Annotated in this window: 18 protein-coding genes and 1 tRNA gene; 12 read left to right on the forward strand and 7 right to left on the reverse strand. The window is 63.8% G+C overall.

What is annotated here, in order from left to right:
- Positions 1-82: 82 nt before the first annotated feature.
- The 4 genes from ECTPHS_RS04970 (at position 83) to iscU (ending at position 2,833) form a co-directional block, all read left to right on the forward strand.
- Positions 83-565: a DUF1249 domain-containing protein gene (locus ECTPHS_RS04970; RefSeq protein ID WP_008931602.1), complete on the forward strand. Its 483-nt coding sequence runs from the start codon at positions 83-85 to the stop codon at positions 563-565.
- A gap of 89 nt (positions 566-654) precedes the next feature.
- Entirely contained in the window at positions 655-1,140 is a 486-nt protein-coding gene (locus tag ECTPHS_RS04975; protein ID WP_008931603.1) for an Rrf2 family transcriptional regulator, read from the forward strand.
- 10 nt (positions 1,141-1,150) lie between these two features.
- Positions 1,151-2,371 (forward strand): IscS subfamily cysteine desulfurase, encoded by a 1,221-nt coding sequence (locus tag ECTPHS_RS04980; protein WP_008931604.1) that lies wholly within the window; start codon positions 1,151-1,153, stop codon positions 2,369-2,371.
- A 36-nt stretch (positions 2,372-2,407) separates the two neighbouring features.
- Entirely contained in the window at positions 2,408-2,833 is a 426-nt protein-coding gene (iscU, locus tag ECTPHS_RS04985; protein ID WP_008931605.1) for a Fe-S cluster assembly scaffold IscU, read from the forward strand.
- 103 nt (positions 2,834-2,936) lie between these two features.
- Here iscU and ECTPHS_RS04990 read toward each other — a convergent pair whose 3' ends face one another.
- From ECTPHS_RS04990 to ECTPHS_RS05005, 4 genes are read right to left on the reverse strand one after another with little or no spacing between them, the layout of a single operon-like run.
- On the reverse strand, positions 2,937-4,925 hold the full coding sequence (locus ECTPHS_RS04990) for a DUF3488 and transglutaminase-like domain-containing protein (RefSeq protein WP_246828314.1): 1,989 nt from the start codon (positions 4,923-4,925) through the stop codon (positions 2,937-2,939).
- Positions 4,922-5,911, reverse strand: a complete 990-nt coding sequence (locus tag ECTPHS_RS04995; RefSeq protein WP_008931607.1) for a DUF58 domain-containing protein — start codon at positions 5,909-5,911, stop codon at positions 4,922-4,924. Before ECTPHS_RS04995 ends, ECTPHS_RS04990 begins: the two co-directional genes overlap by 4 nt.
- Positions 5,911-6,852 carry a MoxR family ATPase gene (locus ECTPHS_RS05000; RefSeq protein ID WP_008931608.1) on the reverse strand — a complete coding sequence of 314 codons (942 nt, stop codon included), beginning with the start codon at positions 6,850-6,852 and terminating at the stop codon, positions 5,911-5,913. The genes ECTPHS_RS04995 and ECTPHS_RS05000 overlap by 1 nt, the downstream gene beginning before the upstream one ends.
- 38 nt (positions 6,853-6,890) lie before the next feature.
- Entirely contained in the window at positions 6,891-7,487 is a 597-nt protein-coding gene (locus ECTPHS_RS05005; RefSeq protein WP_008931609.1) for a GNAT family N-acetyltransferase, read from the reverse strand.
- 137 nt (positions 7,488-7,624) lie between these two features.
- On the opposite strand from ECTPHS_RS05005, the gene ECTPHS_RS05010 reads away from it, so the two are divergent.
- Genes ECTPHS_RS05010 through ECTPHS_RS05030 form a run of 5 tightly spaced genes read left to right on the forward strand, consistent with a single transcriptional unit; the run spans position 7,625 to position 12,218 of the window.
- Positions 7,625-8,770: an ABC transporter permease gene (locus tag ECTPHS_RS05010; RefSeq protein WP_008931610.1), complete on the forward strand. Its 1,146-nt coding sequence runs from the start codon at positions 7,625-7,627 to the stop codon at positions 8,768-8,770.
- Positions 8,770-9,546 (forward strand): ABC transporter ATP-binding protein, encoded by a 777-nt coding sequence (locus ECTPHS_RS05015; protein ID WP_008931611.1) that lies wholly within the window; start codon positions 8,770-8,772, stop codon positions 9,544-9,546. Before ECTPHS_RS05010 ends, ECTPHS_RS05015 begins: the two co-directional genes overlap by 1 nt.
- The gene (locus tag ECTPHS_RS05020) at positions 9,543-10,550 is read left to right on the forward strand and encodes an MlaD family protein (RefSeq protein ID WP_008931612.1); all 1,008 of its coding nucleotides are present in this window, start codon (positions 9,543-9,545) and stop codon (positions 10,548-10,550) included. Before ECTPHS_RS05015 ends, ECTPHS_RS05020 begins: the two co-directional genes overlap by 4 nt.
- A gap of 14 nt (positions 10,551-10,564) precedes the next feature.
- Positions 10,565-11,194, forward strand: a complete 630-nt coding sequence (locus tag ECTPHS_RS05025; protein ID WP_008931613.1) for an ABC-type transport auxiliary lipoprotein family protein — start codon at positions 10,565-10,567, stop codon at positions 11,192-11,194.
- A 40-nt stretch (positions 11,195-11,234) separates the two neighbouring features.
- Complete coding sequence (locus ECTPHS_RS05030) at positions 11,235-12,218, forward strand: MDR family oxidoreductase (protein WP_008931614.1); 984 nt, start codon at positions 11,235-11,237, stop codon at positions 12,216-12,218.
- Here the strand turns inward: ECTPHS_RS05030 and ECTPHS_RS05035 are convergent.
- The 3 genes from ECTPHS_RS05035 to ECTPHS_RS05045 all read right to left on the reverse strand — a co-directional run bounded on the left by ECTPHS_RS05035 (position 12,208) and on the right by ECTPHS_RS05045 (position 13,802).
- Positions 12,208-12,843 (reverse strand): sensor histidine kinase KdpD, encoded by a 636-nt coding sequence (locus tag ECTPHS_RS05035; RefSeq protein ID WP_008931615.1) that lies wholly within the window; start codon positions 12,841-12,843, stop codon positions 12,208-12,210. The two genes, ECTPHS_RS05030 and ECTPHS_RS05035, sit on opposite strands and share 11 nt — an antisense overlap.
- 24 nt (positions 12,844-12,867) lie before the next feature.
- The gene (locus ECTPHS_RS05040; RefSeq protein WP_008931616.1) at positions 12,868-13,107 is read right to left on the reverse strand and encodes a hypothetical protein; all 240 of its coding nucleotides are present in this window, start codon (positions 13,105-13,107) and stop codon (positions 12,868-12,870) included.
- 401 nt (positions 13,108-13,508) lie between these two features.
- Complete coding sequence (locus ECTPHS_RS05045; RefSeq protein ID WP_008931617.1) at positions 13,509-13,802, reverse strand: hypothetical protein; 294 nt, start codon at positions 13,800-13,802, stop codon at positions 13,509-13,511.
- Positions 13,803-14,010: 208 nt separating this feature from the next.
- Here ECTPHS_RS05045 and ECTPHS_RS05050 point away from each other — a divergent pair, with 208 nt between their 5' ends.
- The 3 genes from ECTPHS_RS05050 (at position 14,011) to ECTPHS_RS05060 (ending at position 15,014) form a co-directional block, all read left to right on the forward strand.
- Entirely contained in the window at positions 14,011-14,439 is a 429-nt protein-coding gene (locus ECTPHS_RS05050; RefSeq protein WP_141565263.1) for a CrcB family protein, read from the forward strand.
- Positions 14,439-14,855: a CrcB family protein gene (locus tag ECTPHS_RS05055; RefSeq protein ID WP_008931619.1), complete on the forward strand. Its 417-nt coding sequence runs from the start codon at positions 14,439-14,441 to the stop codon at positions 14,853-14,855. The genes ECTPHS_RS05050 and ECTPHS_RS05055 overlap by 1 nt, the downstream gene beginning before the upstream one ends.
- An 83-nt stretch (positions 14,856-14,938) precedes the next feature.
- Positions 14,939-15,014, forward strand: a tRNA-Gly gene (locus ECTPHS_RS05060).
- Positions 15,015-15,018: the final 4 nt, after the last annotated feature.

Genomic DNA, 15,018 nt, shown 5'->3' on the forward strand with positions numbered 1-15,018 from the left:
TACGCGGTCATCTGTCCCGATCGGGCACGAAGGGTCTCGGCTCGATGGCTTTCCCAGTGTTCTCCTTGGTAATATGCCGCCCATGTTGATCGAGGCACGCAAACCCGCCTATCTGGACCCCAGGCCCCGCAGTTTTGCGGCGTTGATGGACCTGTATGAGGCCAATTACATCCGCCTGCGCCAACTCTCTCCCGAACTGAGATCACAGCGGGGTGCGCTGGTTTCCCGGGTGGCGGGGGCCATGGACCTGTATCTGGAGGTGATCGAGAGTTGTCCCTACACCACCACCCTGATACTGACCTATCACTTTGAAGGCGACGAAGGACGGCATCGTCGCAAGAGCCCCAATCTGCATCTGCGGGTCTATCATGACGCCCGTCAGGTGGAAGTGATGGGATGCGCCTGCCGTCGCTCCGGCGAGGAAGTCAGTCTGGGCGATCATCCGGATTGGCAGGCCCTGGAGCACCGCTGGCGTTTCAACCGTTTTCTCTATAAATGGCTCGGCTATTGTCTGCATCAGGGCCATCGGTTCGAGGGGGCCGGCGCCGCCGCAAAAAATTCTTGACTCCCCAGCTTGGTTTTGTAAGACTGCCTCTAAACCTGACTTAGAAGGTCGGAAATTGTGAAGCCTGACAACCGAGGAAGGGGGCGTCCATGAAACTGTCAACCAAGAGCCGATACGCAGTGACCGCCATGCTGGACCTGGCCATCCACGACGGGATCGGCCCTGTCACCCTGGCGGATATTTCCCAGACCCAGGGGATTTCCCTGTCCTACCTGGAACAGCTCTTCGCCAAGCTGCGCAAGCATGGTCTGGTGGAGGGGGTACGAGGTCCCGGCGGCGGCTATCGCCTGGCGCAGCCCGCCGATGAGATCACGGTGGCGAGCATCATTACGGCGGTGGACGAGAACGTGAAGATGACCCGCTGCCTGGGCACCGGTGACTGCCACGACGGGCAGCGTTGCCTGACTCACCAGCTCTGGGATGAACTCAGTCAGCAACTGTTTGCATTCCTGGACGGGATCACCCTGGACCAGTTCGCCAACCGTCCCGAGGTCCAGCAGATTGCCCGGCGCCAGGAACAGCAACATCCCCGCCATGCCCACCAGCATTTCATTTTCCGTCGCTCCGCCGCCTGAGGAGATCTCCATGTCATCGAAAAGGCCCATCTACCTGGATTATGCCGCCACCACGCCGGTCGACGAGCGGGTGGCGGAAACGATGTTCCGGTTCATGACCGTGGGCGGTGCCTTCGGCAACCCCGCTTCCCGCTCCCACAGTTTCGGCTGGGAAGCGGAAAAGGCGGTGGAAGAGGCCCGGGAGCAGGTGGCCGCCCTGGTGGGGGCCGATCCCCGGGAAATCGTCTGGACGAGCGGTGCCACCGAGGCGGACAACCTGGCCATCAAGGGGGCGGCCCATTTCTACCAGAAGAAAGGGCGTCATATCGTCACCCTCAAGACCGAACACAAGGCGGTGCTTGACACCTGCCGGCAGCTGGAGCGGGAAGGGTTCGAAGTCACCTACCTGGACCCGGAGCCCAGCGGCCTGCTGGACATGGCCAAGCTGGAGGGAGCCCTGCGTGACGATACGGTGCTGGTCTCCGTGATGCACGTGAACAACGAGATCGGCGTGATCCAGGATATCGAGGCCATCGGCAACCTGACTCGATCCCGAGGTGTCCTGTTCCATGTGGATGCCGCCCAGTCCACCGGCAAGGTGCCTCTGGACCTGTCGAAACTGCCGGTGGATCTGATGAGTTTTTCGGCTCACAAGACCTATGGTCCCAAGGGCGTGGGTGCCCTGTACGTGAGTCGCAAGCCCCGGGTGCGGATTGAGGCCCAGATGCACGGAGGTGGCCATGAGCGCGGTATGCGCTCCGGTACCCTGGCGCCCCATCAGATCATCGGCATGGGCGAGGCCTTTCGCATCGCCCGCGAGGAGATGGGGGCGGAGAACGAGCGCCTGCGCATGTTGCGGGACCGGCTCTGGGAAGGCCTGTCCGGCATGGACGAGGTTTATCTCAATGGTGACCTGGAGCGACGGGTGGCCGGCAATCTCAATGTCTCCTTCAACTTCGTGGAAGGGGAGAGCCTGATCATGGCCCTCAAGGACATCGCCGTCTCCTCCGGTTCCGCCTGCACCAGCGCCAGTCTGGAGCCCTCCTACGTGCTGCGTGCCCTGGGGCGGGATGATGAGCTGGCCCACAGCTCCATCCGCTTCTCCGTGGGCCGCTATACCACCGTGGAGGACATCGATCACACCATCGCCCTGGTCAAATCGGCGGTGGAGAAGCTGCGCGAGCTGTCCCCCCTCTGGGAAATGCACCAGGAAGGGGTGGATCTCAAGACCGTGGAGTGGGTGGCTCACTGAGCCACTCGGGACAACCCATTCGAGAGGTAATCGAACATGGCCTACAGCGACAAAGTCATCGACCACTACGAAAACCCCCGCAACGTGGGCTCCCTGGACAAGGCAGACCCCCACGTGGGCACCGGCATGGTGGGCGCACCGGCCTGCGGTGACGTGATGAAACTGCAGATCCGGGTCAACGATGCCGGCGTCATCGAGGACGCCAGGTTCAAGACCTACGGTTGCGGTTCCGCCATTGCCAGCTCCAGCCTGCTCACCGAGTGGGTGAAAGGGAAAACCCTGGAGGAGGCCGGCGCCATCAAGAATACCCAGATTGCCGAGGAACTGGCCCTGCCCCCGGTGAAAATCCACTGTTCGGTCCTGGCCGAGGACGCCATCAAGGCCGCGATCGCGGATTTTCGCAAGAAGTCGGTCCAGGGCCATCCCGCCGACCATGAGGAACCTCAACGACTATCGGCATGACCGCCGGCATCCCCCCGACAAAGCCCGGCTCACAGGGACGTGGGCTTGTCTGCCTCCCTCCCCATTGGGCTTTGTACCCGCCGGCAACGGCGGGTTTTTTGTTTCAGGGCCTGATCCGCCGCAACAGCCCGCGCAGTTGCCCGAAACGTTCCGGGTCGGGACCGGCACCGTAGCGCAGGGCCACGTATTCCCGGGTGAAGGCCGCCACCGGTTCCGCCAGATCCGGGCGTTCCCGGGCGATGCGTCGGGCAAAGTCCATGGGCGGTTCATGGGGGGCGCGGGTCAGTCCGGCCCGGGCCAGACGACGGCAGAAACGCCGATAGACCACGGCCAGCGGATCGGCGACCGGCAGGCGATTGCGCCACAGGAACACGGCCGCGAACACCAGCACCACCGCGCCGATGAGTACCACCATCAGGGTGATCATCCCGCGCCAGTCCAGGCGTCCCAGGCCCAGCCGCTCCAGCAGTTCTTCCTGTCGCTCGGGACCGAAGGCCAGCACCCAGCCGCTCCAGTAGTAGTCGATGCTGTCGCGCCATAGCGCCCACTGCAGCCTCACCATGCCCCAGTCCAGGCTGCGACGGATAAAGTCCGGGGCGCCCAGATCCCCCGACAGGGCGATCCGGATCCCTTGTTCGATGCGTTCCGGAGCGACCGCGGCGGTGGGGTCCACCCGTACCCAGCCCCGGCCTTCCAGCCAGACCTCGGCCCAGGCATGGGCATCGGACTGACGCACCAGCAGGTAATTGCCCAGGCGGTTGTATTCGCCGCCCTGGTAACCGGTGACCACCCGTGCCGGGATGCCGGCGGCCCGCATCAGCACCACGAAGGCGCTGGCATAGTGTTCGCAGAAACCGGCCCGGGCCTCGAACAGGAACTGATCCACCGGGTCCCGCTCCAGTCTGGGGGGAGACAGGGTGTAGAAGAAGGGTTCTTCGTTGAAGTGCCGCAGGGCGGCCTGGATCAGGGTGTCGTCTTCTTCATGTTGTGCCCGCCAGGCCTGCGCCAGTGCCTGGGCCCGTGGGGCCGCGCGAGCCGGCAGGCTCAGTGCCTGGCGGCGACGTGCCTCGGACAGTTCCGGTTCCAGGATCAGATCCGTCCGCGAGGCCAGGCTGTACTGCACCAGGCGCCGTACCGGGCGGTCGGCCACCAGATAGTGATCCTCGGTCATGCGGGCATCGGGCGGCACGGCGACGGGGACATCCAGGGCCAGCAGCCAGCGGCGTTCGTGGGGTTCCAGATTAAGGGTGTAGGTCACCATGCCATCGGTATCCGGCAGCAGGGGCAGGGCGTCGATTTCCGTCTCCCGGCCCGCCCGCCAGGTGCGCCCGTCGAAATGGGCGAATACCGGCCCGCGCCAGTACCGCTGTGCCGGCGCGGGCGGCTCGTCGGTGAATGAAACCCGGAAAGCGGGGGCGTCGGACTGCAGTAATTCACTGATGGAACCGGGGGACATGCTGTCGGACAGGCCGGTCACGCCGGTGGTGCTGTCCTGGGGCATGCCCCAGAGGGGGCCGGGCAGACGGGGAAAGAGCAGGAACAGGATGATCATCACCGGCACCGCCTGGCCCAGCATCAGACCGGCCAGGCCGAAGGACTCCCTGACCGGTTGTACCCCTTCACCGGCATTGAGCCTGACCAGGGCGGCGGTGGTGGCGAACACCGCCACCAGCATGTAGAGGGCGACCGGGATCTCCTGGGAGTAGAAGAAGTTGGTGATGATGACGAAATAGCCCAGGAACACCACCAGCATGGCATCCCGGTAGGTGCGGGTTTCCAGCAGTTTCAGGCCTGTCATCAGGACCAGCAGGGCCACGCCGGCGTCGCGGCCGAAGAGGGTGCCGTAGCGACCCAGGACCAGGCCGGTCATGAGTATGGTGAGCAGCACCAGTATCCAGCGGGAGGGCATGGGCAGTCGGCCCAGATGGACGCCGCCGCGCCAGGCCAGGGCCAGGACCGTGGTCAGCACCACCCACACGGGTTGATTGAACAGGTGGAGCACGATGGCCACGCCGATGGCGGCGATCACCCACAGCAGGGCGCCGGAACGGGCCGGTAGCCGGTCTTCCAGCCTCATGGGTGCGACGCTCATGGACAGGCGTCCGCCGGTAGGGCGAAGCAGGCCAGGTATTCCAGGCAGCGTCGCTGATGGGCCTCGCCCGTGTCCGGCTCCAGCTCCAGGCCGGGCATGCGCAGGCCGAAGCGTAGCCCCTGAGCCTGGGCCTGAAGGACCTGGTGACACATCATGGACAGCCGGATCTCCAGATCGCCCGCCGGCAACTGGTCCCAGTCCAGCCAGACCTGCCCGCCGCTCACCTCGCCGAACTGCTTGATGTAAAGATCACCGGTACGGGCCAGGGCCTTCCAGTCCAGATGGCGGGGGGAGTCTCCCGGCTGATAGCCCCGGACACCGGCAAACTCCTCTCCGGCGGGATCGGTCCGTTCCCGGCTTTCGCCTTCATCCTGCCCGGCAAAGGGGGGCGCCTGATCCATGGGCAGGGGCTTGGGGTAGACCAGCACGGACTCATCGAAATGCAGCCAGGACCAGGCCCGGAACAGTCCCATGGGATAGCGGCCATGGAGTCGTAGGCGACCGGGTCGCAACACACCCCGGCGCCGGGCGGGCAGGTCCAGAGTGACCTGGGTTTCATCCCGGGCGCCGACATCAAAGGGCACCGGTGTGCCATCCAGGGTCTCCAGCAGCAGGCCGCGACGGGTCACCCGACTGGGGTTTTCCATGGTGTAGACGAATTGGGCGGTCTGGCCGGCAAAGACCGGCTGAGCCGGTCGGCGCGTGACCCGCAGCCCCAGCAGGTTTCTGTGGGTATGCCACATGGCATTGGCGCCCAGGGCCGCCAGCAGGAAGGTCAGCATGAAGGCCATGCTGTTGCTGTAATTGATGGCCCCCAGCAGCATCACCAGGAGGATCAGGGCAAAGGTGTAGCCCTGACGGGTGGGCAGGATGTAGATGCAGCGCCGGTGCAGCCGCAGGGTCCGGCCTTCCGGCAGCTGGTGCCGGGTGATCCAGGCGATGGCCCGTTCCCGCAGCCGCCGACGATCCAGGACCTGGGCCTTCATCACGGGACCGGAACGGCCTCGATCAGACGCCGGGTGACCTGTTCCGGTGCCAGGCCGGGGGATTCGCTCAGGTGCAGTCGATGCCCGGCCACCGGCGGCAGGACCGCCTGGATGTCTTCCGGCAGCACATGATCCCGGTGATCCACCAGGGCCCAGGCCTGGGCGGCGCGCAGCAGTGCCAGCACCGCCCGTGGCGACAGACCCATCCGGTACACCCCCGGTCGGCGGGTGTGGGCGACGATGGCTTGCAGGTAGTCCAGCAGGGCATCGGAGACATGAACCTGCGTGACCTGTCGCTGCAGCGACAGCAGGGCAGGGGTATCCACCTGGGCGGGGAGTTCCTCCACCAGCTCACGGCGGTCCCGCCCCCGCAGCAGGGCACGTTCGGCCGCCGCGTCCGGATACCCCAGATGGATGCGCATCAGGAAACGGTCCATCTGGGATTCGGGCAGGGGAAATGTGCCGATCTGTTCCTGGGGATTCTGGGTGGCGATGACGAAGAACGGCTCCGGCAGACGCCGGGTGGTGCCTTCGATGGTGACCTGTTGTTCCTCCATGGCCTCCAGCAGGGCGCTCTGGGATTTGGGCGTGGCGCGGTTGATCTCGTCCGCCAGAACCAGTTGGGAAAAGACCGGACCGGGATGGAACTCGAAGCGCTTGCGCTCCGTGCTGAACACCGAGACGCCGAGGATGTCCGCCGGCAGCAGATCGCTGGTGAACTGGATGCGCTGGAACTGCAACCCCAGGGTGCGGGCCAGGGCATGGGCCAGGGTGGTCTTGCCGACCCCCGGCAGGTCTTCCACCAGCAGGTGACCCCGGGCCAGCAGGCAGGCCAGGGACAGCCGGATGGGGCCGGGTTTGCCAAAGATGACTGTATTCAACTGCGCCAGGATGGCATCGATGCGTGCGGCCGTGGCGGTATCCGGCTGGGTCTTGTTCATGGGCGGCTCCGGCCCTCCGTCATCGGTTGTGAACCCTGCTAGAGGGACTTGACCCAGAAGACCATGGTCTTTTCCGATTCCCTTGGCTGATCCAGATCCTTCCAGGAAAAGAGGGTGGTGAGGCTGGGTTGCTTGCGATAACCTCGTTTTTTCCAGAACTCATCCAGCGGTGTGTAGTCGGAAGGACGGCGGGGGTCGTCTTTCGGCCGATAGACGGCGCAGAAGGTGGCGTGGGTGAAACCGCCCAGGGATCTGGCATGGGCCTCCCGTTCCTGGAAGAATCTCACCCCTAGCCCCTGACCCCGGTATTCGGGCAGCAGCACGGATTCCCCCAGGTAGAAGACCCGCGCCGGATCGTAGCCGTGCTGACGCAGGGGGCGGATCACGTTCTCCGGCTCGTGCGCCAGGGGCAGGGCGGTGGAGGCGCCGACGATCCTGTCGCCGTCACGGACCAGCACCACGACGCTTTTGGGGGAGGCCGTGTAGGTGGCCAGGTAGTTTTCCTCATACGCCGGGTCGCCGTCATAGAGATAGGGATAGGCATGGAAAACGCTGATCCTGAGCCGGGCCAGCTCGTTTAGCCAGGGAGCGGCTTGTGGGCCCGTCAGGCGTTCGATGTGCAGGGTACTGGACATGACGATCCCGGATGTTCTGTCAAAAAATGGTTGGACTGTCCCCGTGCCAGGGGGTTCACCGTTGCTTTCTTCTCCTGTTCAGTCTGGCAATATGGAGCGACATGTTCAATGGTTTGCCATGGAGTTCGCGTGTTCCCGTGGGTAAAAAGACATCCGTGAATGAAGACGGCGCATATCTGAAGGTCTCACCCGGCCCGGCGGGTGAGTGTATCCTCGAGCTGTCCGGCCGCCTGGACGCCTATACGATAGGCCCACTCTGGCCCCGGGCCGGCCGCATGCTGGAGGATCATGCCGAGACGCCGGTGCGGGTGGATCTGGCGGCGGTGGACTACTGCGACGGTGCCGGTGTGGCCCTGTTGCTGGATCTGCTGCGTCAGACCCGGGCACCGGGGGCGGAGGTGGCGCTGGTGAATGTGCCGACCAAGATGGCGCAGCTGCTGGAACCCTTCGATGCCAAGGCCTTGACCGGTGCCCCGGAGGCGCGTCGCGCGCCCGGACTGGGTCGGCGCCTGGGTGACGGAGTCCATGACCTGGGGCGCGACCTTTACAATCATGTGGTGTTTGTGGGCGAGGCCGCAGCCGCCCTGGCCCACGGCCTGGCCCATCCCTCCCGCGTGCGCTGGAAGGATGCCCTGCGCATTGCCCAGGAAGCTGGGGTTAATGCCCTGCCCATCGTCGCCCTGATTGCCTTTCTCATGGGGGTGATCCTGGCGTTTCAGTCCGCCGTGGCGATGAAACAGTTCGGTGCCGAGATCTTCGTCGCCAACCTGGTGGCCTTGTCCCTGTTCCGGGAACTGGGTCCGCTGATGACGGCGATCCTGCTGGCGGGCCGTTCCGCTTCCGCCTTTGCCGCCGAGATCGGTACCATGAAGGTCAACGAGGAACTCAATGCCCTGACCACCATGGGACTGGACCCGGTCCGTTTCCTGGTGGTGACCCGGGTCATGGCGGCGGTGATCATCGCGCCTTTGTTGACCATCTTTGCGGACCTGGTGGGGCTGATGGGGGGGGCCATGGTGATGATGACCTTCGACGTGCCCCTGGTGGCGTTCATGAACCAGGTCAGTCAGGCGGTGTCGCCGGGAGACTTCCTGGGCGGCCTGTTCAAGGCCACCGTGTTCGGCCTGGTCATCGCCGGCGTGGGCTGTCTGCGCGGCCTGGAAACCCGCACCGGCGCCTCCGCCGTGGGGATTTCCACCACCCGGGCGGTGGTCAGCGCGATTATCCTGATCGTGGTTCTGGACGGTCTGTTTGCCGTGATCTTCTTCCATCTGGGTATCTGATGCAGCCCGACTCTCAATCGCCACCGCCGATCATCCAGGTACGGGACCTCACGCTGGGGTTCGGCGGTACGCCGCTGCTGGCGCATCTGTCCTTCGACATTGCGCCGGGTGAGATCTTCGTCATTTTGGGTGGTTCCGGCTGCGGCAAGAGCACCCTGCTCAAGCACATGATCGGACTCTACGAGCCCATGGCCGGAGAGGTGGTCATCGGCGGCGAGGTCTTTACCGGGACCGAGGGCCAGGCCCGTCGGGATATCCTGCGACGTTTCGGTGTCATGTACCAGATGGGTGCCCTGTTCGGTTCCATGACCCTGCTGGAAAACGTGCGCCTGCCCCTGGAGGAGTTCACCGACCTGCCCGAAGAAGCCATGGATCTGGTAGCCCGCCTCAAGCTGCAGCTGGTGGGACTGACCGGGTTCGAACAGCACATGCCGGCGGAGATTTCCGGCGGGATGCAAAAGCGCGCAGCCATCGCCCGGGCCATGGCGCTGGATCCGGACATCCTGTTTCTGGATGAGCCCTCCGCCGGTCTGGATCCCATCACCTCGGCGGAACTGGATCAGCTGATCCTGCGTCTGAGCCGCATTCTGGGCATCACCTTCGTGGTGGTGACCCACGAATTGCCCAGCATTTTCACTATTGCGGACCGGGTGATCATGCTGGACAAGGAAACCCGGGGTATCCTGGCAGAGGGTGATCCCGCCCATCTGCGGGACCACAGTGAACACCCGTGGGTACGTCGTTTCTTCAACCGTGAAGCCACGGAGGCATCGTGAGTAGTCGTGCCGGTTATTTTCGTCTGGGATTGTTCATCGTCGGTGCCTTTGCCGCTACCGTCGTGATCCTGCTGGCGCTGGGTGTGGGCGCGCTGTTGCGGCCCAAGTTGATGATGGAAACCTATTTCGACGGCTCCATCCAGGGGCTGGACGTGGGGGCGCCCATCAAGCTGCGCGGGGTCACCATCGGCGAGGTGAGTCAGATCAGCTTCACCTACGCCCATTACCAGAAAGAGCTGCCTGTCGCCGACCGTGCCCAGTATGTGATGGTCAGGGGCTGGTTGCGTCCGGATCTGCTCAGTACGCCCGTGAGGGAGGTGGATACCAAGGATGAGCTGGCGCTGTTCGTGGAACGAGGGCTGCGGGTGCGCATGACCAGCCAGGGGGTCACCGGTATCAACTTTCTGGAACTGGATTTCTTCGATGCGGACACCTTCACCCCGGTGGTCATCGACTGGACTCCGGAGTACCTGTACATCCCCTCCGCCCCCAGTACCATGACCCAGTTTCTGCAGTACGCGGACAATATCATGCGCCGGGTGGACAGGATGGACGTGGAATCCATCCTGCATAACATTGAGCGTTTCACCATCAATCTCAATGAACTGGTGGAAGGGGTGGATAGCGGCCAGTTGATGCGGGAACTGACCGGCAGCCTGGAGCAGACCCACGACATCCTCAAGCGGGTGCAGCGCCTGGCGGATTCGCCGCAATTGGCCAGGATTCCGGAAGACCTGGGGGCAACGGCACAGAATCTCCGGCGCTTGTCGGAGTCCCCCGAGATCCGCCAGTCGTTGGAAGGCTTGACCCGCTCCCTGGATCAGCTCAAGGGCACCGTGGGACGTGCCGACGACCTGATCGCCGGTCATGAGCAGGACATTGCCGCCTCGCTGGACAACCTGCGGGCCATGACCGACAACCTGCGTGCCCTCACCGAGGATCTGCGCCGCCATCCGGGGGCGATCCTGAATCGTCCCCCTGAACCCGCCGAACTGTCCCGATGATCCGGAGCCCGATCATGCCTCGACTCACCAAGTCCCTGTTGCTGTTCCTGCTGGTGCCGGCCTTGCTGATGACCGCCGCCTGCAGCGTGAGTCTGGACCGCGATCCGCCGGTACGTACCACCTATCTGATGGAGGCCAAGCGGCCGGCCCTGCCGGTGGACGAGCCGGTCGGTGGCAGTTTGGTCATGGGGACGGTGCGGGTGGCACCGGAGTTCGCCACCCGGGGTCTGATCTACCGCATGGATGACACACGGTATGTCTCCGATTTCCATCATGACTGGTTTGCTCCAGTGCGGGATCAGGTGTACAGCACGACCCGGGAGTGGTTGCATGACGCCCGGGTGTTCCACACCCTGCTGCCGCCCAGCCTGGCCCGGGAAGCGGACTACCGCCTGGATATTCTGGTCAACACCATCCATGGCGATCTGCGGGATGAGCAGTCTCCGGCAGCGGTGCTGGAATTGCAGGCCTACCTGTCATCCCGTGGACAGGAGGGAGAGCGTCGTATCCTGCTGGCCTCTACCCTGCAGTCCCGTCAGCCGCTGTCCGAAGCCACCCCGGCCCAGGTGGCCGCGGGCCTGTCCCGGGGGCTGGCGGATATCCTGACCCGGCTGGAATCGGAGCTCACTCAAGCCCTGCCGTAGAGCGGGCAGACCATAACGACCACCCACAGGAGGGCGGAGGATGTATCGAGCCATCGTACTGAACAAGACCGAAAGCGGCGTCGAGGCGAAGCTGGAATCCCTGGATGAGCAGGCGCTACCGGAAGGCGATGTGACCGTCAGGGTGGCCTGGTCCACCCTCAACTACAAGGACGGCCTGGCAATCACCGGCAAGGCCCCCGTGGTCCGCCACTATCCCATGGTCCCGGGAGTGGATCTGTCGGGCACGGTGGAACACAGCGATCACCCCTGCTGGCGGCCGGGTGACCGGGTCATCCTCAATGGCTGGGGGGTGGGTGAAGCCCACCCCGGCGGTCTGGCCGAGAAGGCGCGCCTCAAGGGGGACTGGTTGGTACCCCTGCCGGAGGCCCTTGACCTGCGCCAGGCCATGGCCATCGGCACCGCCGGCTACACCGCCATGCTCTGTGTGCTGGCTCTGGCCCGCCAGGGTGTCCGGCCCGACCAGGGCGACGTTCTGGTGACCGGCGCCGGTGGTGGGGTGGGCAGCATCGCGGTGATGCTGCTGGCGGGGCGCGGCTACCGGGTGGTGGCATCCACCGGGCGGCCGGGGGAGGCGGCATACCTCACGGGCCTGGGCGCGGCGGAAGTCATGGATCGGGCGGAGCTGTCGTCCCCCGGCAAGCCCCTGGGCAAGATCCGCTGGGCCGGGGCAGTGGACACGGTGGGCAGTCATACCCTGGCCAATGTGCTGGCTTCCACCTGCTACGGCGGCAGTGTGGCCGCCTGCGGGCTGGCCCAGGGCATGGACCTGCCGGCGACCGTGGCACCCTTCATCCTGCGGGGGGTGAACCTGCTGGGTGTGGACAGCGTCTACACACCCATGGAGCGGCGTCTGGAGGCCTGGGATTGCCTGGCCCGGGAACTGGATCCGGAGCGGCTGGCGGTGGCCACCACGGAGGTGGCATTGGCGGAGGTGATTCCGCTGGCCGACCGGATCCTGGCCGGACAGGTGCGGGGGCGCACGGTGGTGGACGTCAACCGCTAGGGGCGCGGGGAAACTGGATCTCGATCCGGGTGCCTTCATCGAGGCGGGAGTCGATCCACATGCGTCCCTGGAGGCGCTGGGTCACCCAATAGGCCTTGGTCAGGCCGAAGCCGCCGCCATAGGTTCGTCGATTTCTGACGTTATCCGCACGGAAGCCCAGCATGACGACGTCCTGAATCTGCTCGGCGGGAATGCCGACACCGGTATCCTCCACCACGAAGCGTATCCTGTGGCCGTCATCATCCAGGCCTGACAGGATGCGCCCACCGGGCGGGGTGTACTTGCGTGCGTTGGCCATCAGATCCCGTATCACGTCGCTGAACACGGCCGGCATGAAAATCTGGTTTCCATCCCGGCTGGTGACATCGAATTTCACCAGATAGTCCCGCTCTTCCTGTCCGGCGATGTTGTGCTTGATGCCGAAGCCGCCGTTGCTTTTCTGCTGCATCACCTGAAACAGGATCGCCAGATCTTCCTTGAGCAGCTCCAGGTCATACCATTGCCAGATCATCGGCACGCCGGCACGGGCCGTCAGCTCCTTGACCCGGGTCTTGAAGATCGCCATGACGGCTTCAATGTTGTCCAGACATTCCTGGGCGGCCGGGGTAGGGGTGATGCCGATCACGGCGGTTGCGACCGCCTGCTGGATTTACTGGTGAATGGCATCGATATCCCGGACCCAGAGTCTGGCTTGAAACGGGTCTTGCAGGGCACGGGCAAACTCATGCACGGCGCCGATGCCGCGTTTCAGCGGCTCAGGGCGGTCCAGATGCAGCGCCAGCAGATCCATTTCCGCTGAAAGTACGTTGAGCACATTGAGAAAACTGTGCAGATCCACCAAGGCTTCCTGCTCCGGTGTGAGATTCAAGGCCTTGATGATCTCTACCACAATGCGATATACCTCCCCGTGACATGGCGACAGGCTCAGGCTGTTGGATACAGTCTAGCGATGCCGCAAGGAAACGGCATTCCGGCCATCGGCCATTTTGCTGCCTTCATCTTCAGTACCAGCCACAATACTGTGAGGAGTGTCACATTTTAAGAGAGCACGGAACAAGTCTCTTCCCACGACTCCTCATCTGTCTTTTGTCTTTTCTCGTGCCTTTTCCACCCATGACTCCCGTTCTCTTTTTTCTTTTCCGTCACTCCCGCGAAGGCGGGAGTCCAGTATTTTCAGCCTGTGTTCCATGACCGGATTCCCGCTTTCGCGGGAATGACTGATTAAAATTTTGAGAGATCAAGGGTAGACAGACACCGGGACTCCATTCCCGGTGCCCACGGGACACTCGACTATTCCCGCACGCCTTCCACGGCTTCCTCCGCCGCGTCCACGGCGTCATCGATCTCACGACCGGCCTGCTCTGCCGGACCGGGTTCATCCACGGCATCGCCGATGGCTTCCGCAGCGTCGTCCAGCCTCTCTTCCGCGGCTTCCACGGCGTCTTCGTAACGTTCCTGAGCCTCTTCCATCACTTCATCCACGGTCTGACCGGCCTCTTCGGCCGGGCCTCGGTCGGAGCATCCCACCAGAAAGGCCAGGGGGAAGATGGACAGGGCGGCGATAACTGTGTGACGGTGCTTCATGCAAACCTCCTACACGAGTGATTGGGTGATGAATCCATTGATCAAAAGATGCGCGGGAAAGCCATGCCTCAATGACGGCAGACCCATGTCTATGGATTGCACGGCACAGCTTATGTTCCTTTGACCAGGGATTCGGTGCTGTGTCTCAAACTTTGGGACGAGAATCGGTGGGGCCCCACTCCGGACAGTACCGTGCATAATGCGCGGCATGTCTGACGCAATGCCCGTGGTGGGCCTGAATCCCTCATCCCTGACCCTCATTCTGCTGGGTGGCGCCCTGGGCGGGCTGCTCCGCTATTGGATGACCGCGTGGATCAGTTCGCGGATAGGGGACACCTTTCCCTGGGGTACCCTGGTGGTCAATGTCAGCGGCGCCAGCCTGATCGGCGTGGCCGCCGCCTGGATGCTGTCAGGAGGTCCGGGAGGAGGTCAGATCAATGCCTGGGCATGGCTGGTGGTAGGGATTCTGGGCAGTTACACCACCGTCTCTTCCTTCAGCCTGCAGACCCTGATTCTGTTGCGCGGTAGCCGACTTCCGCAGGCGTTTTTCAATATCTTCCTTTCCGTCTTTTTATGTCTGGGAGGTGCTGCGCTGGCGTATACCGTCACGGGATACGTACTGGCGCGAGGTATCTGATGCGTGACCGTTACCGAGTCTGGCTGGCCGTGGCCCTGGGCAGTGGCCTGGGGGCTGTGTCACGGCACTTGGTGTCGGTGGCCGCGCTCACCGCATTGGGACCAGCCTTTGCTTGGGGTACGCTGGTGGTGAACCTGGTGGGTTCCTGGCTCATCGGCCTCTATGCCGCCCTGACCGAGCCGGGTGGAGCCTTGGTGGTGGGGCCGGCCATGCGCCAGTTCGTGCTCGCCGGCTTTTGTGGTGGATTCACCACCTTTTCCGTTTTCAGCCTGGAGACGCTGATCTGGTTGCAGCAGGGGCGTCCCGGATTGGCCGCGGGGTATGTGCTCGGTTCCGTGGTCCTGTGGATGTTGGCGGTGTGGATGGGATACGCCCAGGGTATGAGGTTCAATGACCGCCTGGCACGGTCTGGATAAGCGCCGGCGGCTGGTTTTCATGGGTGGATAAAAAAGTGTTGACACCCTGAAGCAGATCTGTAAAATACGCGCCATCAAGTGACGCGGGAATAGCTCAGTTGGTAGAGCACAACCTTGCCAAGGTTGGGGTCGCGAGTTCGAGTCTCGTTTCCCGCTCCAAATA

This window comes from Ectothiorhodospira sp. PHS-1 (assembly GCF_000225005.1).
Classification (GTDB): domain Bacteria; phylum Pseudomonadota; class Gammaproteobacteria; order Ectothiorhodospirales; family Ectothiorhodospiraceae; genus Ectothiorhodospira.